Below are 20,437 nucleotides of genomic sequence, written 5' to 3' on the forward strand. Positions count from 1 at the left end.
CACTACATCGCCCGATCCCTACTCGAAACCGGCGGATTCAGACCCCAACTACACCGTCAATCATGAAGAGCCGGATAAGTTTCCGGATCAGATCTCCGAGACGATCGGGCAGTTCCGCGTGGTGCCACGCGGAGGGTCAGCTGAGGGTCCCGAAGTGCAGCAACGCACCGGTGTATTGCGCTTGCGCGACAACACAGTCGAACTCGAAGTGAGCCCTGGCTTCACCCCGGTGGTGTCGTGGACCGAGACGAGTCCGGGGGTGTACGACGGCAGTCCGTCTGAGGGACGCGTCACCGACGATGCCGCCATTCTCGGAGTTGTGGCCAGCAACCCTGGCGAGGTATCGCTCTGGGGCCTCGAAACCGTCGCGCAGCGATCCTTCGGGTTCCCGATGCCGGGGAGGGCGGAGCTCAGCCGCGAGGTCGTGGCAACGGACTGGTGTCTGGTCGGTGCGCATTTCCCGAGTGACCAGACTGAGTTCAGCGCGGTTACTCTCGATATCACCGGGCTCCATGGGTTCGCCGCTCTGCCGAGCATCCGCGTGGAGATGCCGGAAAGGGGAATGGTGCCTCTCCGTTGGGTTTACGACCCACCGGACGCTGCGACCGGATCCACCTCGGCGCCTCTACCGGGCCAGGTCCGGCTCGATCCGTTGGCGACCATGCCCACACTCGGCGGCCCTGATGTCAGCGTCACTTCCAATACCCGATTGAAGCTGGAATTCGACGGGACGCTGCCACTCTCGGAAGTGATTTCGGACATCTCGATACCGATGACCAGCCTGCTCACTCTTTTGAGCGGTACCGATTGCCGGGTACGCGGACTGACCGTGTCGACGCCGAACGACCGTTCAGCGGACGTGTACGGCGACGGGGTCGACCCTTCTGCACCGCGGGACACCACGGACCTTCTTCTTAGCCTCGCTCACGTGGATGGCGTCGATTTCATCGGCCGATGGTTGGACCTGGCGAAGCGGACGTCTCCGGTGCCCCAGATTCTGGCTGCGGCGTACGCAGGTGAGTTCACGACGGTGGATTCGGAGGCGCTGAGTCTATGCGCGGCCGCCGAGACTCTGCACCGCCGCCTGTATCCAGACGCGCGCCGGTGGACGCCCGAGACCGTCGCAGCGGGGAAGTCCGGCCTGGACGCGGCCGACTTGCCCGAGGAAGTTCGTCAAGCTCTGCGTCAAGCCGTCGGCCAGTACATGTTCGAGCCTTCGTTCCCAATGCGCATCGCTGTTCTGGGAGAGCGCGTAGGAGCGGTCCTTCCGGGTTGTGTTGGCCGCGTGAGTCACTGGAAGCGGGCGGTCACGAACCAGCGCAACATCCTCGCTCACGGACTGCCGGACCAAGACTGCAGCTTCGATGTGACGCGAATGCACTACATCACCCGATCACTGCGCTGGGTGCTGACCTTGTACCTACTGCTCGAGGCCGGTGCGCCGGCTGACCAGCTCGCGGCGATTACCGCGAACAACCGCCGGTACAAGCGGGATCAGCGGAACTGGCGCCATGTGTGGCCCGAGGTGTTCTCCGACGTCTGAGATGGCCGGGGCACATGTCGGCACCGAGAGCCGCGTAGTTAGCCGAAGATCACCTTCAGAGCGAATAGAGCCAGGAGGAAGACGCCGGCCGCCTGGAGCACATAAGCCGTGAGCAGGAACTGGTACTTCCTGCTGGTCCCTTCGCGGAGGGTCGTGATCGCGGTGATGTTCAGATCGGCTGTGTGGTAGCGCGCATCGATGGTGTGCGCCGGCCACAACTCTGGGCTGAGCATCCGCCTCATGTCGTCCTCCGAGGCCACCCTGAACCCGCCTCCCACCGCGCCCGCCAAGATGCTCAGCACCGCTGCCACGAGGAGCAGCAGAAGTGCGGCGGCCAGAAGGCCGAGCAGCAGCAACCCGTCGATCACATACTTGGCGCCTTTCGCGATGCCGAGCACCGCCAGAGTGACAGTGATCAACGTCGTCGCGCTAGCGACTGCACCAGCTGCCCGGGTGTTGACGGTGTCGCGACGGGTGTACTCGCGTTCGAGTTCCTTCTTGATGAAATCCGACCACTCGGTGCCCTGATCGGCGGACTCCTCCGACGGCGGGGCGATGTCGGCTACGGAAGCAGCGAGCTTCCGTGCTGCCCACCGCTGGCGCAGTGCGCGAAGGACTCGGAGGCTACGGACCCTCACTCACCCGTCACGGTCGCTGCGGGTCTCGACGCGCGCCGCATCAAGCGCTGTCGTGCGGACCTGATCGGGCGCCTGGTCGCGCGTGCTGAGTTCCGTTTCCCACACGATCGGAGTCGGCGGGGGGCGCCCTGAAGACGGAGGTGGTGTCGGCGGATCACTGGTCGGGGTCGCGTCGGTCGACATGCGGAACCTCCTCAAGGCCGGGGCGTCAGTCTACGGCTGCATGGAGGGTGTCCAGAGGAGACGCGCGCTAAGAGCGGAGGCAAGACGTACTGCGATTCTGGCAGGTCCACCTCACGGCGGGGATATGGGCGTTTGGTGAGTCGGAGCAGTGGCCGCGCGATCGCATCGACGAGGCGGTCAAGGCGCTCGAGAACCAACTCGGGGACTTTCTGTCACCGAGGTGAGCCGTGGCGTCGCCGGTATCGGGATGTCACCACAACTCGGGGTCGTCAGAGGGCACGTTCGTCGTCCTCGTCGTGGCCGACCGGCGACTCCTTTCCCTGCCATAGAGCCGCGTCCTGCCGGCGCAGAAACTCCGCGTAGTCGACCTCGAACTGCGCGGCCTCATCTCTTCGGTTCGCCGTCTCCCGGCGACGCTCCTCACGCTCATGGACTCGAGCGTCGAACGCGGGACGATCGCCGACCCATAGCTCGGCCATCTCTACGCACTCGGGGCAGGCTTCGTCTTCGCTGGTGTCGAACGGCACCGGGAACACCAGCCGGACACGGCACCCGCACGCGGCCTCTTCATACGACCAGCTCTCCAGGAAGATCGGGTCGTGGAACTTCGGCCGGTCCATCCAGTTGGGCCGGCGTTTCCACGCAGGCAGGTCCTCGCGTCGGTCGAACAGCAACGCGTGCACGAGACCGATGTCCTCGGGCACTTCGGGGTACCTGCCCAGCCGGTCCTCGTGGATGCGGTACCGGCGAGCGGCAGCTCGTGACTCGGGAACCTTCATACTCTCAGGGTCGCACCGAGGACCGACATATCTGCGCAGGTTCAGGTCGGCTTCGGGTTACCTCGCTCGCACCGCACATCCCGGCGGCTTGCTGCTGGTGTGCCGTCGGAATTGACTGTGTCAATAGCGTTCAGTTCCGCAGGTGACCCCCGGCCAGCGCCGTTGCGAGTTGCGACGCGAACCTTGGCCCGTCGTTGACAAGTACGTAGCCGCCAGCAAGCCCGCTTTGGTTGCATAGCGGTCGTCGTCGCCTGACCTTCCGGTGCCGCACCTTTCCAGTCGCCGCGTCCACACGTTGGACCACCAGCTGCGCAGTTCGCGGGACTACGCCGGTCGGAAATGGGTTAGACGGGTCAGCGTAGAGGGCTTGAGACCGTGACCATCGCCTCACGATGCGACGAGCAGTCAGGTACGCGGCTTGGGCGACCTCGACCACCGCGATGGCCTTCTTGAGTCCGTGTACGCCCCAGAACCGGCCGGGGCCGCGCCCCGGTTGTCGCCACAGTTCGGGAACGACGTGTTGATACTCCTTGTCTCCGTTCATGTTTGGTGACGAGTGTTTGGTGAAATAGATGGCCAAACGCTTCGGATCGCAGGCTTTCAACCCGCTGAGAACATCGACCGCGGTGCCTGCCAACCGGTGGCGAGCCTTCTGTACGGGGTCGGGATGGTCGACAATCTCAGCCCACGCGGCGGACAACCACTGAGCAAAACTGAGACCCGAGCGGCCCGGTGACATCGGTGGTGCCATCCAGAGGTGAATGTGCGGAGCCCCGCGCCGTTGGAACTCCAGCTTCCAGATGTAGCGAGCCGGCTCTCCGTACTCGCGTTGAAAGCGTTTGCGCCACAACACCATGTGCCGTTTCACGCTGGCTCCATCGGGAGCGGCGACCTCCCAGTCGCCGGGATAAGTCAACGTGACCATGGCCGGGATGCGGCCGGATTCGACCAACGGTCCGTAGTCGAGTTCGGCGAAGGTGCGGCACATCGTCGACCGTGACTTGCGCGACCACTCGGTGATCGTCGCACCATGGCCAGGTTCGGGTGGAGGTAACGAGACACGTTGCGCCAGTGCGATTACGGCGTCGGGCTCGAGCTGGCGCGCTCGTTCATAGATGTCTCTGACCCGGCCCTCATCTGCATCGACGTCGACCCTGTGCCGTTCCACGCTCCGCTCGGCGGCTTTCTCGGCCCGAACGGGATTGGTCCAGCCGAGCCGGACGACGCCAGGGCCGACGCTTATGCGGAATCTGCCCGATTCGGATTCGGCGCCCCGACACTGAGCACCACGTGCCCACGGTGCGGCCGGTTCGAACAATGCCGCTGCCGCGGTAACCATTTCGGGGTTCGGAAAGCGCAGGCCCAATGCGTCGATCGCCCGCAGTTCCTCGGCCGCATTCCCGTCGTCAAGCGGCTCGCGGACATTTTCGGCACATATAACAAGCCCGTGCGCGCGGCTCCCCGCCATGCTTGCTGCTAGCTCTGCGCTCTCGCTCCCGCCGTCGCGCTCCGGCGATCGGCTGACGCTGCGCTGGCCTGCGCGCGGCGCTGGCGCGCCGTGCTCGACCCACGCCTCTTCGCCTCCGCGCTCTGGCGTCCGCTCGTACGCGCTGCGCGCAACCATCCGCCGCGCTGAAGATGTATTGCCACCGGTACTGGCGTAGGGCACGCTGGATGCCGACGTGGGCATGTAGCTGCTCCGTCCTGGGAGCCTCCGACACCATCCGCCGCAAAACGAAGCGGTGTCGGGGGCTTCTTCCGTTCAGGAGCTGAATCAGTGAAGCGAGACCGTCAGGAAGTGGGCCTCTGGTGGGCCGAATACCTGGAGTGGGCCGGTCTAGCTGGTCCGGTCACGCCGGCAACGTCCGGCATGACCAGTGTGGATTCTTAAGTGGCGCAACCTAATCCGCCTGAAAAGCGGAAGGTCGCCGGTTCGATCCCGGCCCTGGCCACTTCAAGAACCACCTGGTGACGGGTGGTTCTTCTCGTATCTGGGGCAGGTTGTGGCAGGCCGCCGATGACTCAGAGTGACCGATTCCGGATTTAATCGCCAACGCGGTGACCCTGATGACCTGCAGCTGGATCGTTTCGAAGCGTCGATGGCTCGTCGGAACGGACCGAAAGTCGGGTGGCCGGCGGTACCCTCAGCGCACTATGAGAGCACGACTGCTCGCCGCGACTGCGATGCTCGCCGCGTTCACAATCAGCAACGCGGGCACGGCATCCGCCAACGAATACTCATGCGCCAACGCAGCTGCGGCGAACGGCTACGTCAACTCGAACAAGTTCCTTGCGGAGGTCCAACAGGACTGTGCTGTCGCATACGGGATCGCCAACGCGAAGGGCGTAGGCACTCAGTCTGAGGCCAGCGCCGCTGTCGCCGCCGCTAATCAGTACCTACGTTCCCGCGGGTACGACGCGGCTACGATTGAGCAGATGGACATCGCTGGCCACGGAGTGTAGCCGCGGCGCGTTACTCCGCGGCCCTAGTCGCGGGATCAGCCGGGCATCTGCCTACCGCATCGTGTGGGATGCCGCCTCTCGACGGCGCCGTCACAGAGTTAGTCACCGCATGACCGCCTAGACCGTGCCGCCGGCCGGAGTGGATGGGCCCTTTTGACCACCGGGGTCACTCACGATCGTGGTGATCCGTCCGCCCTCGTCAATTCCGATCACAACCTGTCCGTCCGGTGCCTGCAGGACCATGCGGTCGTGCCCGGGGATCTCCAACGAAATCCCTTGCCGGCGTTGAGCATAGGCGGTCACCGCCAGGCGGTGATCGGTGATGTCGCCGGTTCGCAGCGCGCGGGTAATCGCCGCCGTGGTGGACACGGCGGCGGCGGTGGGCATCGAGAACTCGTCAGGGTTGTCAAGCAGAAACCAGCTGTATCCGTTCCCATTCGGGGCTCGGTAGTAGACCGGGGCGGGCAGCTCGGAGAGTGCTTGTGCGCAGTAGACGTAGACGGCTTCGGGCATGCCGCGTGCGATCAGCCCCTCGTAGACCCGTTCGGCCGGCTGCAGGTTCTGATACGCGGTCGTCAGCTCCGCCGCGCCGAGTCGCTCGCCTGCCTCCCGGACATACTGCGCGAGGGAGACTACTGAGTCCGGGAAGTCGTTGATGTTTTCCCAGGCCCACAGCCACGTGTTGGTGCGCGTCGAGGTGGAGCCGATGAAATGTGGGCGGAACACCGCCGCGGGCTCGCGCTCGAACCAGAACACCGGCGGCTCGGACAGGTCTACGCGCCAAGACAGCCCCGAGTACCGGGCGATGAGTTCGGTCTGCGCCTCGATGGACAGGATGAGCGTGTGGTCGACGAGCTGGCCGACGACGTCGCGGTCTCTCGTCAAGGTGAACTCGAAGCTCGGTGGCTCGCCTGTCACGTGCTTAGTGCGGCACTTCGTCGAGCCCGTTGGCGCTCAAGGTCTCTGTCAGCGCAGCAACCACCCGTTCGGCCGGCCAGTTGTCCGGAGCCGAAATGAGCATTCCCCCAGCCAGTTCGGACGCCGTGAGCCCATCGGCGACTCGACTGACCGTCCCGACCTCGGCGCTGATCCAGGTGCGGTAGCCGATGCCGATCTTCCAGTTGCCGCGGCGCGCGGCGCTCCGGGTCGGGTCGTCCGCTAGGGCGAACATGGCCGGTCCCCAGGTCCGCGCCACCGCCGCGCACACGATGTCACCGTCCTCTGTGGTGATGGCACCGGTATACATCTCGCGAAGCTCCACCGTCATGTGGTGGCTTGGAAGTCGCCCGCCCGTGGAGACGGATCCCGCAGACACCCTGATCCGCGGCGCCACCCGCGGTCCCGCACCGGCGACCGAGAACACGTATCCGTTCTCGGGCTCGGGGTCACCGTCTATGCCGGTGCCGACGAAGCCGCGCACGATGTCGGCCAGGACCTCGGGTGAGCCCTCCCAACGCTGATCCTTCGACGTCCGCCAGTACGACACATCGAACGCCGCCTGAAGCTCACTCAGCAACGCGTCGGTGCGTTGCGCGATCCATTCGGGGGACTCTCCGGTCGCGACCCACACTGAGCGCAGGATCGCATCCCGGCTCCCCCATACCGGCGCGGTGACTGCGGTGTTCATGATCTGTCAATCCTAACTTTCACGGCACCCTTGGGGTGTAGATGACCGAGACGTCATAAATGCCGTTGGCCTCAAACAGTTTTCGTATCGCCGCAGCGCCGTACGGGTCGGAGACGTGCCATTCGAGAATCGCATCGGGTGGGAGCGCGCGAAGCTGGCGCTCGACCTGTTCGAGCGTCTTGTCGGCCCGGCCTTCCCAGTAGGTGCTGTCCGGCGCGAAAGCCATACCTCGATGCCCGTCTTTCGCTTCGAGGTAGACCTCCTGCGGCCCTCTGAACACCTGTGCGTCGTATTCGACGGGTTTCCCGGTCGTGGGGTCTGTCCGTACGTACTCCGGGAGGTGGCCCTCCGGGGTGCGTTCAATACCGCCGACCTGGCCCTGGAAGTCCATCCATGGCTTGTCAGGGCCGCGGTTCACGTGCCGCCAACCGGGTTCGGTGTCGCCCTTCTGCCAGGTCGACTCGGGAGTATGCGGCGGCCAGTTACCTGGGTGGTACGGATCGCCGGAGTTGTAGTGCGACCCCTGCCCGAGGTCGAAGGCGTCGGGTGACGGCGGGGTGTGCGTCGGCGGAACCTCAACCGGATTCGCATCGTGGTGCCCGCCGAGCAGCATGTCCTCGAGCGGACTGTGATGCTCCAGTGGCGGTGGCGCGGTGTCACCGCCGTGCCCGATCAGCCCGTGGTCCCCGGTCGCCGGTACCTCGACGGGTCCGTGCGGAGCGACTGGTAGGTCGGCAGGCGGGTGTGGGGCGACCGGCGTCGCGTCGTGGACGACCCCGTGCTCGATGCCGTGCTCCAGGCCGTGGGTGACGGCGCCCTCGGCTGCCCCACGTGCCAGTAGGCCTTCCCCGGCCAAAGGTGCAGTGGCTGCCGCGACGGTGCCGTCGAAGAGCGTCTTGCCGGCGTAGCGACCGGGGTCTTCGACCATCGCATGCCCCTCGCGCTGCGCGACGTCGTAGCGCAGGGGATCGTTGCGGATGTCATCGATCGTGCCGTGCGCGAGCTGTTTCCAGGACTCGCCCACACCCGGATGCCCCGGCCCGCCTAGGCCGGTCAGGTTCTCGATACCGGTGAGGGTTTCGCGTCCTCGCTCGTAGAACCCCTCGTGTATGCTGTTGGTGAAGTTGTTGAACTTGTCGCCGAGTCGTTCCCCGAAGCCGGGGATCGGTGGCTTCGGGCCGGGTTCATGCACAGGTGGCGGCGGCAACGGCTGCTGCGCCTGCGCCGTCATCGCGGCCAGGCGCTGCTCAACCTCCCCGGGCGGTACCCGGGGATCGTTCATCAACACTTGACGCGCCATCGCCAGACCCGCCCGACCCTCGGGGGTTTTGGGATCGAACTTCGGCTCCGAAGCTGGTCCAGCCGCGGCGGGCGGACCACTCGGCAGCATCATGTCCTGCAGCGTGCGGGGATGCTCAGACGCCGCGTCACTCTTGCCGTCCTTGCCGTCCTTGCCGGCCAGCAGATCCAGCGGATTCGTCGGCTTGTCCGGCTCCGCGGGAGGTCGCTGCTGCGTCCAGGGCGATTTCTCGTCGGGTTTCTTCGCGGGATCCGGTACGCCCAGCAGCCCTGCGAGTCCGCCATTGTCATCGGCGCCCGGCTTGTCCTGCGGTGGCTCTTTCGGCTTCTGGTAGTCCACGGCCTCTACAGTCGGATCGTGGTTCCCGTCGCCGTCGTGACCCGGGAACTTGACCCCGTTCAGCGGGAAAAGCGCGCCGTGGATCCGGTCGGCGGTCTGCTTGTCGGCGTCGACCAGCTGCTGTACCGCCGCCTGGATCGCGTGCGCGTGTTCCTTCGCCTTCGACTGCCGGTCCTCGCCGTCGCTGAGCAGGGACGGCGTGGACGTGTCCTTCAAGGAGAGGTCTTGTCCGACGGTGAACCCGTCTTCCTCCGCCTCGGTGATCGCGTTCAGGGCCCGTCTCTTCGCCCAGGCCACGTCGCCCGACCCGTTCGTGGCGTGGGCGCTCGCACTGTGCAGTGCATCGGCGGCGCCGCGGACCGTGACCAGGTCCATCCACGAGCGCTCGGAAGCCGCGTCGGCCCCGGCCCCTTCCCAGGTCGTCCCACCGGGCCGGGTCATGCCGTTGTGGATGGTGGTGAAGTGCTCCTCCCACGCCTGGGCTGTGCTCGACCAGTGCGTGGCCGCGGTGTCGAGGTGCTCGGTGTTCCACGCCTCGACGTCGGCGCGGGTCAGGGATCCGCCGGCCAAGGCTTCAGACCTGAACGGCGGAGATCGCCTGGCCGGAGTCGCCGTCGGTGCGCGTGTAGCGGGCCGCCGCCGCGCGCAGCTTCTCCCCAGTGCTGGTGGCCCGGCCGGAGAGAGTTGAGGTGACGGTGTCGATCAGCGAGTGGCCCATGGTGACGGCAGACGTGCTGGCCTGAGTGTGGTGCCCGGCCGAGGCTGCGGGTGCGGCGATGCCGGCGAGGGATGCGGCGGCGGTATCGCAGACGTTGGCGTGCGACTGCAGCCCCTCTGCGTCGACCTTGATGGCATCTGCCACGACGGATCCCCCTCCTCCCCAGGAGATCCAAGGATAAGGCCAGATCTGGTGTGGGTCCGACGCTGATTTGTTCGGATCCGCGGCCGAGCAGGGGCGGATCAGGAAGCCGACGACGAATACGCGATGGACCTCCACTCCACGCCTCGTTCAGTGCGGCCCTCTGCGCCGTGGAGAACCGCGTCACCGCCAATCGGGTGGAGGTCATTCGGCCCGGGTCGGGCGAGGCGCCCACACCCGGCTCCACACTTCACGAATCGCAATGCCGACCAGCACCAGCGCGAACACCACCAGCAAGCTCAACTTGAGACCACCGCCGAATCCCGTGCCGTAGTGGAGCGCACTGAGAATGATGGCGGCGCCGGTGATCGGCGCGAGAATCGTGACAATGCCCGCGGGCCATCGCGCGACGGATATCGCTTCGACCACGGCGGCAATGGCGGTGATGGCCAGCGCCACGACCGCGACGGTCGAGAGGACGTTCATGATGAAGAACCCATCGTTCAGCGACGAGGGCGGATGGCCGGTCAGCGGCTCGTACGCTGTCCAGCCAAAGTCTTTGTGCCCCAACCCGACTCCGAATATCGACTCGTCGTAGTCGGCGTACCGCCGCGGCAGGCCGAAGTTCATTGGCGCTGAATTCATCTCTGTCATGAGACGAGCGACGACGAACACCCACCACGACACAGCCCCGGTGACGTGAGCGATCCGAGCCGTAACGAAGCGCCGACCGTGGAGTTCAACGCAGCTCATCCGAGTACCGGCGCGCCGTTCGGGCCGATCTGTGGCGCCGGCATGAAGCAGCGAGTCATAGTTCGTCGTCTTCGTCTTCAAGCTGCGGGCATGGCTTGAGCATCACCACCACGGCCCAGATCACGCCGCCGATCAGCCCCGCGACGATCGCCAAGAAAACCAGCTGTCCCGCCAAGTAGTCCATCGCATCCCCCTGCCCCCGAAACCAAGGATAAGGCGATCACCGGCATGGTTCCCGCGGACATTTGGGCGTCTCCCGCAGCGGTGATCGCGGGACGGAACACGCGCACTCACTCCGCCAACTCGCGGGTGTACCTCTAACCGCGGGCATCGGGCTATGTTGGCCATTGAACGGGTGAAAGCGTGGCGATGATGGCCGGTTTCCTTCAGGTGAGTACCTTTCTGGCAGCGTGCGGGGCTATGGCCATCGGCCTGTCGCCGGCAGCCGGCGCCGACGCTGCTTTCGACCCGACCGGGAACCGATCAGGTGGGCCGGTACCGACCGTCAATGGGGTGCCCTGTGTCGGCGGCGGCCTGGGTGCTTGCCTGAGCATGACGCAGAACCGTCCGCCCACGTCGGTGCCGCAGTCCGGTGTGGGCCACAGTCCGACGGTGCGCCGCTGAGCTGCGAGCTGCCCAAACGCACAACCCGCGGCCGATGAGTCCCGCTGGGTAAGGTGCTCGCAATGACCAATTTCCCGGAGCCGGCCGACGACCTCGAGCCGCAGCTCGGACCGGTCGCCGCCCGGCTCCTCGATGCGCAGGTGGCGTTCGCCATGCAGCAGCTGCGCGGCGAGAACTACCACAGCCTGGTCCTCGATGAGATCGAGCACGCGCTGCTGGAGGCGTCGGAGATCACGCTGTCCGACGCGGTGACGCCCACCATGATCAAGAACGTCGCCGCGAAGTACGCCGTGCAGGTGCCGGTGGAGGGCGGCATCGCGGAACTGGTCAGTGAGATCGCCACCCGGCTGTTTCGGCTCACCGCCGCCTCGGATACCCGTTTCGGCGACGTCATCGACGGCCGGCGGTTCAGCGAGCTCAGTGCGATGGTGGTCGAGATGGGCGTCACCCAGCGGCTGCTGGAACGCATTCTGAACAGCGAGGCGTTCACCGAATTCTGCGTGACTCTGGTGCAGCACTCGCTCGCCGAATCCGTCACGCAGGGCGGCAGGTCGCTGGCCCGTGGCCGACTGGGCCGCGTGTTTGGCGCAGTCGGTGCCCGGATGCCGCAGGGCCCGGTCGAACGGTTGGAGCTGCGCGCCGAAGATCTGGCGCGCCGTGGCGCCCGCTTTCTGCTCGCCCACACGCACGCGGACGAAGACGTGCTCGCCGCGGCGCTCAACGAGCTGTGGCGCAGCAACCTCGACAGCCCGCTGTCGTCGGCGGTTTCGGTGATCTCCGCCGACGATGTCGAGGACGCGGTCGTGCCGATCTACGAGTTCTGGCGCACGTTTCGGGACACCGATTACTTCCGCACGCTCCTCGATGAGGGCATCGACCACGTCTTCGAAAAGTACGGCGATGTGAGCCTTTACGATCTGCTGCTCGATCTCGGCGTGGGTCGCGAGGACATGATCGAGGAGGCCCTGCGCTTCGGCCCGCCGGTGATCGCCCTGCTCGACGAGCGCGGCTACCTGGAGTCGGTACTGCGTCGTCGGCTCATCCCGTTCTACCTCTCGGATGAGTTCCGGGAGGCCTTGGCGGGCCACTGAGCTGTTTGGCCGCGCGGCACCCGGGTAACCACCCGCCATGGCTTCCGAAAGACAGCCGAACCAGGCACCACCGGACCCGGATCCGACGTCGACGCCGGGCCTGGCACCCGGCGGCGGCACTGAACCCGGTGATACGCCGCCCGACTCCGGGCAGGAATCCGCGACGAGCAATCCCGATCCGACCCCACCGGCCGGCGGCCCGAAAAAGCTGATCGCCCCGACGGTGGTGATCGCGATCTACGTCCTCGTCTTCCTCACCATCGCGATCCTGTTCATCCTCAAGCTCGTCGGCGTCTTCAACTGACTACTTGTACGGCGGATACGGCGCCGAGTGCAGCACGCGGGCCAGGTGTGCGGCGTTGCGGGCCGCGGCCGCTGTGGCCGACGCCACGGCTTCGGGTACCTCGTCGAGGTCGTTGTAGTCCGTCGACTCCATCGCGGCGCCGTTCCAATACGTGCATCCCTGAGCGGGGATGTTGAAGCCAATATCGTTGAGCCCCTGGAAGATATCGGCGACGGTCTTGTGGGCGCCGTCCTCGTTGCCGACGACGCTGACGATCGCGACTTTCTGCGATACGGCCGGCCGCCCCTGTTCGTCCTTGTTGGAGAGTTCTGCGTCGAGGCGCTCGAGAACCCGTTGCGCGACCGACGACGGGTGTCCCAGCCAGATGGGCGTGCTGATCAGCAGGATGTCGGACTCGAGGACCTGAGCCCGGATCTGAGGCCACTGATCGCTGTCGCCCATGTCGGTCTCGACACCAGGCGCGATGTTGTAGTCGACGCATCGGACGGTCTCGCACGCGACGCCCTGCTCCCGCAACACGGCCAGGACATGCTCGGCGATGAGGTCACTGCTCGACGGCGCCGGGCCCGGCTTGAGAGTGCAGATCAATGCGGTCGCGCGGAGGGGAGTTGGTTGGGTCATGACGAGCGGGTACCCGGGCTCCGGGCGGACAAACGGAAATGACCCCCGTCAGCGGCTCTCCAACTCCGCCACCCGCGCTTTGAGTGCGTCGATCTCGGCCTGCAGCTCGGCCTCGCGGCCGTCGAACTTGGCCTGGTACGCCTCGCCGAGTTCGCGCAGGTACTCGCGGTCGAAGCGCGGAATGATGGAGCGTGAGCAGTTCCAGTCGAAGGCCTCGACCGCGATCTCGATCTCGCGCTGCGGCCCGTCCTCGATGACCGTCCCGCGGCCGAAGACCTTGAGCCGAGTGCGTCGCGGGTAGTCGACGAAGAACATCGCCAGTCGGTCGTCGGCGGCCAGATTGCCCAGGGTGACGAACTGGTTGTTGCCGGGCAGGTCGATGAACCGAAGCCGGCCGGTCTCGGGCAGATACCGGACGAAACCGGCTGGGCCACTGCGGTATTGGAGGTAGGGCCAACCGTTGGGCGTGACCGTGGCCAGGCAGAACTGATCGGCGCGCCGGATCATCAGCAGCTCGCGGTCGTCGAGGCGCTGCGGGCCGTCGTCGGCCCGTTCGGTGTGCCGACCGTAGGCCAGGTAGCTGCCGTTGCGCTGCTGACGATTCAGCGCGTCAGGGCCGAATGCCAGGTGGTGATAGTGGTTGTTCGGCTCGTTCGACACAACGGTCACGCTACGCCGCGCCGGCCAGGGCCCCGTGCCGAAGATCCACCGTTTGATGGACGCGCCGCCGGCGCGGCACTGATTGGCTTTCCGACATGACCACGGTGGACGACGCCGGTGTCCAGACGTTGCCGCTGGCACCGAAGAACCCGCTGCCCTATCGGCAACAGATGCAGGCGGCGCGCGCCTATCGCACCGGACTGGAGACGCTGCGGGATGCGGGAGGTCCGGTCACCCGTTTGGTGTTGATGCCGCGATGGGTGGCGCCGCCGCTGGTCATGGTCACCTCGCCGCAGGGCGCCCACGATGTCCTCACGAGCGACGACGTCGACCGCACCGCGGTGCACGACGAGATTCGCCATGTGCTCGGTCCGAACCTCTTCGATCTACCGAATGCCCCCTGGCTCCCGCGGCGGCGCACGCTGCAGCCACTGTTCACCAAGCACCACGTCCGCGGGTTCGGCGGTTACATGGTGCAGGCCGCCGAAACAGTCGCTGCGAGTTGGCGTGATGGAGTCGCGATCGATCTGGACGCCGAGTGCCGGCGGCTGACGTTGCGCGCGTTCGGGCGCGCGGTGCTCGGCGCCGACTTCGACGAACAAGCGACGTCCGTCGCCGAGCCGCTGCTGGTGGCGTTGTCCTACGCCATGGATCGAGCGCTGGCGCCGGTACGGGCTCCGCGCTGGCTCCCGACGCCCGCGCGCAACCGCGCCCGGGCCGCCAGTGCCACGCTGCACCGTCTCGCCGAGGGCATCCTCGCAGCCTGCCGTGCCGATCCCGCACGGGAAGCGCCATTGGTGCGGGCGTTGATGGCGGCCACCGACCCGGACACCGGGCGCGCCCTGACCGACAGCGAAATCTGCGACGAGCTGATCATCTTCATCCTGGCCGGCCACGACACCACCGCGACGACGCTGGCATATTCGTTGTGGGCGTTGGGCAATCATTTGGACGTTCAGGGCCGGGTCGCCGATGAGGTCGCCGAACTCGGCGAACACGAACTCGGGCATGACGATGTGACTCGGTTGCCGTACACCGTGCAGGTGCTCAACGAAGCACTGCGACTGTGTCCACCGAGCGCGATGACAACGCGAATCGCGAAGCGTGACATCGCCGTTGACGGCTACCGGGTCGAGAAGGGAAGCCTGGTGGGCGTGGGAATCTATGCGCTGCACCACGATCCCGCGTTGTGGGACCACGCGCTCGAGTTCGACCCGACCCGCTTCGCCCCGGAGAACTCGGCGGGCCGTGACCGGTGGCAGTATCTGCCGTTCGGTGGCGGGCCGCGCAAGTGCGTCGGCGATCACTTCGCGATGCTCGAGGCGACCCTGGCATTGGCCACTCTGATCCGGGGCCACGAGATCACTTCACTGGCAACCGATTTCCCGATGGCGGTTCCGTTCACCACCGTTGCGGCCGCACCGATTCTGGCCCGGACGCGGCGCCGGGCCCGCCGCTAGGGTGCGGCGGTCACCACGACCTGAACGACGCCGGTGTCGCTGTCGGAGGCGATCACCAATGTCGGTGCGTTCGCGGCCGAGACCACGTGGCCGCCGGTGACGGTCACCGTGTACCCGTTCGGGTAGGCGACGGCGGGCACCGACACGCTGCTCAACGAACCGGCCGCGAAGTTGCCCGAACCGTCGGCCTTGGCCGTCGAGTAGTTGAAGGTGAAGGCGCCGTTGGTATTTGAGAGTTTGAGTGGTGTGCCCGATACCGCCTGTGGGTACGGCCCGGCCAGCACCTGAAGGTTCCCGGTGTTGACGTTGTCGCCAGTGGGCGGCAGGGCCGGGTCGTAGACGACGGACTCGCCGTCGGTGCTGCCGCTGGTGGTGATGTCACCGACACCGGAGTAGGCCCATACGGACCAGCTCATCAGGTACCGGTCTGCGGCGTTCATCTCGGCTCTCAGATCCGAGGGCAGGTGGGAGGCGCCGAACTCGTCCATGAACACCGGGATGTTGTTGGCCTTGCCGTAGGCGTGTGCCGTGCTGGCCTGCTGCATGGCCAGCCAGCCACAGATGCTGCTGGTGGCCGAGCCGGCGCAGTAATCATGAAACGCCAGAACGACATTCGCATCGTCGATGGTGCCCAGCTGGATGGGCAGGCCGAGGATCGCGGGAACTTCGGACACGGCGGGGTTGGCCGGTTCGACGAACAGCGCGGTGTTCGGATCGACGGCCCGGATGGCAGCCGCCACCTGGTTGTACATCGGCGTCAGCTGTTGCGTCGCGTAGAACGGGCTGCCCAGCAGCGTCGGCAACCACGAGGTGCCCGGGAAGGGTTCGTTCATGATGTCGTAGCCGATGACGCTGTTGTTGCCCGCGACCGCGGCGGCGACCGTCTCCCAGGCCTTGGCGTAGTTGTCTTCGAGCCCGATTCCGTTGGCGGCCTCGGCGTTGTTCCAGAAGCCATCCCACGCCGCGGTTTCGGCGGGGTTCAGGTAGTAGCTGCCGGGGAAGCCGAAGCTGCGGTTGGGCAGCCCGCCGGTCTTGGTGGCCCACTCGGGCGCGCCCTCGCCGCCGAGCGATGCGCTGTACAGGTCCTGGTGCATGTCGATGATGGTGTAGATGCCGTGCGCCGCAAGCATGTCGACGGTCTGCCGGATCGAGTCGACATAGGCGGCGTCGTACACACCGGGCTGCGGCTCGACGCCGGCCCAGATCACCCCGAGCCGCACGACGTTGAAACCGTTGGCCGCCAGGAATGCGGCGTCGTCCTCGCTGAATCCGCTGGCCGACGGTTCATACGGCGCCAGCTTGTACACCTCGTTGAAGCCGTGCAGCAGGACGACCTGCCCGTCGCTGTTGGTCAGCCAGACGCCGGTCGGCGTGACGGACAGCATGGAGGTGTTCGCGCCAGTCTGGACGAGGGTGGCGCCGGTCCCGGACTTGCCGACCGCGCCGTGATTGCCCAGCAGACCCGCGTTGCCGCCCGCGCCACCGAGCGCGGGCAGTCCGGTAGAGCCACCGCCGACGCCGCTGTTTCCGGCGTCCCCGCCGGCGCCGCCGATGCCCATGATGAACGCGCCGGAACCGCCGTTCCCGCCGCGGCCACCGTCGGCCCCGTCGCCGCCGCGGCCACCACCGCCGCCGGCGCCGAACAGCAGACCGCGCCCGTTTCCGCCCTTGCCGCCCGGCCCTCCGGTGCCGCCGGCCTGGGCACCGCCCGCACCGCCATGGCCGCCGATACCCATCAGCATGCCGCCTGGGCCACCGGCGCCGCCCGATGCTCCGGCGCCCCCGGAACCGCCGCGCCCGCCGTTGCCGACCATGCCCGCCGCGCCGCCGTTGCCGCCGCGGACCGCGGCATCGGTGCTGTCCCAGCCGGCGCCGCCGTCTCCGAACAACCATCCTCCCGCGGTGCCGTCGGGTGCGGTCGCGGTGCCGGTGCGGCCGTTGCCGATCACGTAGGTGCCGGCCAGTCGGTTGATGACGCCGTCCACGCCCTGCCCTAGCGGACTGTTGATCCAGCCTTGGATGCCGGTGTGGAGCGGGTTGTAGATCACCGCCTGGAACCACCCGGCCGCGTTGGTGGGTAGGGCCGGCACGGCGCTCGGCGCCGCCTGTGTCGCCGCGGAGGGGAGCGTCGCGGCGACAGTGGTGGCGCTGGTGCTGGTGGCCTGTGGGGTCACCGCAGGCGCTGCGGACGCCGCCTTGGCCGCTGACTTCGGTTTGGGGACAACGGGATTCGACGGGGTCTGGGGTCGCGATGACGACGCGCCGGTGGTCGGTGCGGCCGTGCGGTGCGACCGTTCACCGGCCGAACTCGCCGCAGGTTTGGTGCGGACGGGGGAGCGGGTGCCGCTCGAGCGGGGCGGTGCGGAACGCGCCGGTCGGCCGGTGGGCGGGGCTGAACTGTCGCTGCCGGCGTGCGCCGCGGCACTGGCCGCCGAGGCGGCGGGACTGCTTGCCCCGTCGTGGCCGGGTTCGTTGTCCGCCCATGCGACGGCGGTCCCGGTGGTGAGTGCTGCCCCGATGATGGCCGCCGCGAGTCCGCCGACGCCGTACCAGCCGGCGCTTACCGTCATTGCTCGTGTATACGTGACGGGTCCGTGCGCTGCGGCCAAAATGGCGCGGCTGTCTGAATTTGAGGACGCCCGCAGCCGCTCGGCCACGAACGGATTCGGGCCCGTCAACCGGAGTTGACGGGCCCGAATCAGTTGTTCAGTTGGCGGGTGCCGGCGGAACCGGCGGCACCGGTGCCCCAGGCGGGGGCGGGACATCGGCGGGGTCCGGACGGAACTCCACCAGGCCCGGCGGGATGTTGGTCCCGGGAGGCGGTGCCGTGCCGGGCAGGGATTCACCGAGCTGTTCGCGCGGCATCTGCCCGAGCAGTCCGCCCTTCAGGCGACCGTCGCGGTACATGTCGATGTAGCGACCCAGCCACGTACGCCCGTTGACGTCGGCGTTCTCCTCACCGGGTTCGACGTCGAACTGCTCGCACTTACCGGGAGCCGACGGCTTGATGCACTGCTGCGGGCCGTAGGCGTTGTTGAAGGCCCGGAGATTCGGTGTCGTGACGGGCGAGGGCCCGCCGGGAGCCGAGGGCACGGCGTACTGGCCCAGGACGCTGCCGAGGTCGAGGCCGGTCAGGTCCGAGGGTGCACCGAGCGCGGCGCCCAGCGGATTCACCCCGTCGCTCTGGGCGAGGACGTTGAGCCCCTGGGGACCCAGGTTGGCGCCCGCGACCGGGACCGCGAGGTTGCCGCCGGGGCCTTCGGGTGCGACGGGCGCCGGTGGTGGCAGGGCGGGGCCAGGCGCGGGAATCGGCGTGGGCACGACCGGATCGGCGGATGCGATGTCAGTTTGCGTCATTGCCGCCGCCGCAGCGAAAACCGCTGCGGCGGTGACAATTCCGCGGGTAACCCGATGCATCAGACCGACTTGGTGATGCCGTAGTAGGCCACGATGTCGTCAGTGTCGGTGGTGGAGCTGGTCAGCACCGCGTACGACCGCAGGAAGGACTGGCCGACGCAACCGTCGATCTTGATGTGGGTGTCCTTGAGCGTCACGCGGACCGGAGCCGACTTGAAGGTCTTCTTGTCGACCGGCACCTGGGTCACGGTGCCCGGCTTGGCGTGGATTTCCAGGGTGCCCGACATCGGCATGCTGACACCGGTCGGGATCAGGCCGGCCAGGGTGGAGCCCGAGGTGCTCAGACCGATCTGGCCGATCAGACGCACCTGGCCGAGCTCGATGCCGCAACCGATCTGGTAGCCGGCCTCCAGCGTGCCGCCGTTCAGCTTGGTCTTGCCGTTGCCGGTGACCGTGCCGGTGAACGTGCCGCCCACCAGGTATTCGCGGGAGCTGACCGCGGTGGTCAGCGGGGCGACGGGCAGCTGGGTCTCGTTCTTGGCCACGACCTCGAGGACCCACCCGTCCGGGCTGGTGATGCGGGCCGGCTCGTCGGAGGCCACGACGCCGTTGTCCGGCGGCGGGCCGTCGAAGCCGGCGGGATCGACCGGGTCGGCCAGGGCGAGCGGCGTAACGGTCGCCGACAGCAGCACGCCCGCTGCGGCAGCCAATGTGGCAAGTCGGTTCAACATGGGGTTACGGCGCCTCTCGTGGGTTGGAATGCGAGAACGAGACTGTTTTCGATTCTCGGAGCATTCAATATTCGGATTTCGAATTGGTGAACGGCTGGCCAATTACTCGGAACTGGCTCTGTTTTGTGGATGGATCAAATTCTTTAATCAGTGACAATATTTTTCGTCTGACTGATTAAATTCACGGCCGGTGTCCGTGGCCGGTGCGGGCGGGCTCGGGGAGAGCTTGCTCGCCCGCACCGGGCATCAGGTCAGACGGACTTCGTCACACCCAGGTAGGTGATGACGTCGTCGGTGTTGTCGGTCGAGCTGGTCAAGGTGGCGTACGACCGGATGAAGGACTGACCGGCGCACTGATCGGTCTTGATCCGGACGCCCGTGATGGTCACGCGGGCGGTGGTGCCCTTGAACGACTTCTTGTCGATCGCGACCGTGGTCACCGTGCCGGGCTTCAGGTAGACCTTGCCCTGGAGGCTGATGCCGGTACCGAGGCTGGGGTCAGTGCCCGCGAACGGGATCTTGATACCCGGCGTGAAGCTGATACCGGGGTTGATCTCGGCCTCGTCGGAGATGATGCCGCAGCCGATCTGCTCGCCGGCTTCCAGCGTTCCACCAGCCAGTTTGGTCTTTCCGCCACCGGTGATCTTGCCGGTGAAGGTACCGGCGACCCAGTACTCACGCGAGGAGATCGCGGTGGTCAGGGGCGCGACGGGCAGCTGGGTCTCGTTGCTGCCGGTGACCTCGATGTGCCAGCCGTCCGGGGTGTCCAGAACGCCGGCGGGGCCCGACGGCACGGCGCCCTCGCCCGGAGGCGGCGGGGCCGGGTTGCCGGCCGGCTGCACAGCCGGATCGGCGGGAGGGTCAGCGAGTGCCAGCGGCGCGGTGCCGACCGGGAGCACCACGCAAAGGGCTGCCAACATGGCATAACGGTTCGACATGGTGATGAGCGCGCCTCTCGTATCGGGTAATCAGCAGTGCTGCGGATCGCTGTGCGTTGCTGAATTTGTGTCGCTGCGGAGCATCTACTGTGAACCGCCCCAGGTTTGATGCCGCTGCTGTTTGAGTCCGGAAGGATGAGCAGCATGCCGAAGAAAATCGATCCTGC

Annotated in this window: 21 protein-coding genes and 1 tRNA gene; 7 read left to right on the forward strand and 15 right to left on the reverse strand. The window is 66.8% G+C overall.

The features are described 5' to 3' along the window. On the forward strand, nt 1-1,543 hold a 1,543-nt coding region (locus ACJH6H_RS28405), incomplete at its 5' end, for a HEPN domain-containing protein (protein ID WP_406776267.1). A 38-nt stretch (nt 1,544-1,581) separates the two neighbouring features. On the opposite strand, the gene ACJH6H_RS28410 is transcribed toward ACJH6H_RS28405, so the two are convergent. From ACJH6H_RS28410 to ACJH6H_RS28420, 3 genes are all read right to left on the reverse strand, one after another. Continuing rightward, a complete protein-coding gene (locus ACJH6H_RS28410) occupies nt 1,582-2,181 on the reverse strand; it encodes a hypothetical protein (RefSeq protein ID WP_073695016.1) in 600 nt (199 codons plus the stop codon). A gap of 452 nt (nt 2,182-2,633) precedes the next feature. After that, a complete protein-coding gene (locus tag ACJH6H_RS28415) occupies nt 2,634-3,143 on the reverse strand; it encodes a hypothetical protein (protein ID WP_406776268.1) in 510 nt (169 codons plus the stop codon). Nucleotides 3,144-3,273: 130 nt separating this feature from the next. Beyond that, the gene (locus tag ACJH6H_RS28420) at nt 3,274-4,833 is read right to left on the reverse strand and encodes a hypothetical protein (RefSeq protein WP_406776269.1); all 1,560 of its coding nucleotides are present in this window, start codon (nt 4,831-4,833) and stop codon (nt 3,274-3,276) included. 182 nt (nt 4,834-5,015) lie between these two features. Between ACJH6H_RS28420 and ACJH6H_RS28425 the strand changes: the two genes are divergently transcribed. Further along, nucleotides 5,016-5,095, forward strand: a tRNA-Ser gene (locus ACJH6H_RS28425). Between the two features lie 202 nt (nt 5,096-5,297). Then, nucleotides 5,298-5,606 (forward strand): hypothetical protein, encoded by a 309-nt coding sequence (locus ACJH6H_RS28430; protein WP_406776270.1) that lies wholly within the window; start codon nt 5,298-5,300, stop codon nt 5,604-5,606. Between the two features lie 117 nt (nt 5,607-5,723). On the opposite strand, the gene ACJH6H_RS28435 is transcribed toward ACJH6H_RS28430, so the two are convergent. The 6 genes from ACJH6H_RS28435 to ACJH6H_RS28460 all read right to left on the reverse strand — a co-directional run bounded on the left by ACJH6H_RS28435 (nt 5,724) and on the right by ACJH6H_RS28460 (nt 10,668). After that, a complete protein-coding gene (locus ACJH6H_RS28435) occupies nt 5,724-6,524 on the reverse strand; it encodes a DUF6882 domain-containing protein (protein ID WP_406776271.1) in 801 nt (266 codons plus the stop codon). Nucleotides 6,525-6,528: 4 nt separating this feature from the next. Beyond that, nucleotides 6,529-7,233 carry a hypothetical protein gene (locus tag ACJH6H_RS28440; protein WP_406776272.1) on the reverse strand — a complete coding sequence of 235 codons (705 nt, stop codon included), beginning with the start codon at nt 7,231-7,233 and terminating at the stop codon, nt 6,529-6,531. A gap of 19 nt (nt 7,234-7,252) precedes the next feature. Beyond that, a complete protein-coding gene (locus ACJH6H_RS28445; protein WP_406776273.1) occupies nt 7,253-9,442 on the reverse strand; it encodes a hypothetical protein in 2,190 nt (729 codons plus the stop codon). A gap of 4 nt (nt 9,443-9,446) precedes the next feature. Further along, complete coding sequence (locus ACJH6H_RS28450; protein ID WP_406776274.1) at nt 9,447-9,734, reverse strand: type VII secretion target; 288 nt, start codon at nt 9,732-9,734, stop codon at nt 9,447-9,449. Nucleotides 9,735-9,935: 201 nt separating this feature from the next. Next, nucleotides 9,936-10,484 carry a hypothetical protein gene (locus ACJH6H_RS28455; RefSeq protein ID WP_406776279.1) on the reverse strand — a complete coding sequence of 183 codons (549 nt, stop codon included), beginning with the start codon at nt 10,482-10,484 and terminating at the stop codon, nt 9,936-9,938. A gap of 55 nt (nt 10,485-10,539) precedes the next feature. Beyond that, nucleotides 10,540-10,668: a hypothetical protein gene (locus tag ACJH6H_RS28460; protein ID WP_406776275.1), complete on the reverse strand. Its 129-nt coding sequence runs from the start codon at nt 10,666-10,668 to the stop codon at nt 10,540-10,542. 236 nt (nt 10,669-10,904) lie between these two features. On the opposite strand from ACJH6H_RS28460, the gene ACJH6H_RS28465 reads away from it, so the two are divergent. The 3 genes from ACJH6H_RS28465 to ACJH6H_RS28475 all read left to right on the forward strand — a co-directional run bounded on the left by ACJH6H_RS28465 (nt 10,905) and on the right by ACJH6H_RS28475 (nt 12,503). Then, on the forward strand, nt 10,905-11,108 hold the full coding sequence (locus ACJH6H_RS28465) for a hypothetical protein (RefSeq protein ID WP_071289689.1): 204 nt from the start codon (nt 10,905-10,907) through the stop codon (nt 11,106-11,108). 62 nt (nt 11,109-11,170) lie between these two features. Continuing rightward, the gene (locus ACJH6H_RS28470) at nt 11,171-12,199 is read left to right on the forward strand and encodes a hypothetical protein (protein ID WP_406776276.1); all 1,029 of its coding nucleotides are present in this window, start codon (nt 11,171-11,173) and stop codon (nt 12,197-12,199) included. Between the two features lie 37 nt (nt 12,200-12,236). Next, complete coding sequence (locus tag ACJH6H_RS28475) at nt 12,237-12,503, forward strand: DUF6480 family protein (RefSeq protein WP_071289682.1); 267 nt, start codon at nt 12,237-12,239, stop codon at nt 12,501-12,503. On the opposite strand, the gene ACJH6H_RS28480 is transcribed toward ACJH6H_RS28475, so the two are convergent. Then, nucleotides 12,504-13,124: a flavodoxin family protein gene (locus ACJH6H_RS28480; RefSeq protein ID WP_133426505.1), complete on the reverse strand. Its 621-nt coding sequence runs from the start codon at nt 13,122-13,124 to the stop codon at nt 12,504-12,506. A gap of 48 nt (nt 13,125-13,172) precedes the next feature. Continuing rightward, nucleotides 13,173-13,784: a pyridoxamine 5'-phosphate oxidase family protein gene (locus tag ACJH6H_RS28485; RefSeq protein ID WP_133426506.1), complete on the reverse strand. Its 612-nt coding sequence runs from the start codon at nt 13,782-13,784 to the stop codon at nt 13,173-13,175. A 95-nt stretch (nt 13,785-13,879) separates the two neighbouring features. Between ACJH6H_RS28485 and ACJH6H_RS28490 the strand changes: the two genes are divergently transcribed. Continuing rightward, entirely contained in the window at nt 13,880-15,244 is a 1,365-nt protein-coding gene (locus ACJH6H_RS28490) for a cytochrome P450 (protein ID WP_406776277.1), read from the forward strand. Here the strand turns inward: ACJH6H_RS28490 and ACJH6H_RS28495 are convergent. The 4 genes from ACJH6H_RS28495 to ACJH6H_RS28510 all read right to left on the reverse strand — a co-directional run bounded on the left by ACJH6H_RS28495 (nt 15,241) and on the right by ACJH6H_RS28510 (nt 20,270). Beyond that, complete coding sequence (locus tag ACJH6H_RS28495) at nt 15,241-17,814, reverse strand: cellulase family glycosylhydrolase (protein WP_406776278.1); 2,574 nt, start codon at nt 17,812-17,814, stop codon at nt 15,241-15,243. The genes ACJH6H_RS28490 and ACJH6H_RS28495 overlap by 4 nt on opposite strands. A gap of 136 nt (nt 17,815-17,950) precedes the next feature. Further along, nucleotides 17,951-18,601, reverse strand: a complete 651-nt coding sequence (locus tag ACJH6H_RS28500) for a hypothetical protein (protein WP_212813280.1) — start codon at nt 18,599-18,601, stop codon at nt 17,951-17,953. A gap of 59 nt (nt 18,602-18,660) precedes the next feature. Next, nucleotides 18,661-19,332 carry an MspA family porin gene (locus ACJH6H_RS28505; RefSeq protein WP_133426510.1) on the reverse strand — a complete coding sequence of 224 codons (672 nt, stop codon included), beginning with the start codon at nt 19,330-19,332 and terminating at the stop codon, nt 18,661-18,663. Nucleotides 19,333-19,583: 251 nt separating this feature from the next. Continuing rightward, nucleotides 19,584-20,270 carry an MspA family porin gene (locus ACJH6H_RS28510; RefSeq protein ID WP_133426511.1) on the reverse strand — a complete coding sequence of 229 codons (687 nt, stop codon included), beginning with the start codon at nt 20,268-20,270 and terminating at the stop codon, nt 19,584-19,586. Nucleotides 20,271-20,437: the final 167 nt, after the last annotated feature.

Source organism: Mycobacterium sp. SMC-21, from assembly GCF_045310825.1.
Lineage (GTDB): Bacteria > Actinomycetota > Actinomycetes > Mycobacteriales > Mycobacteriaceae > Mycobacterium.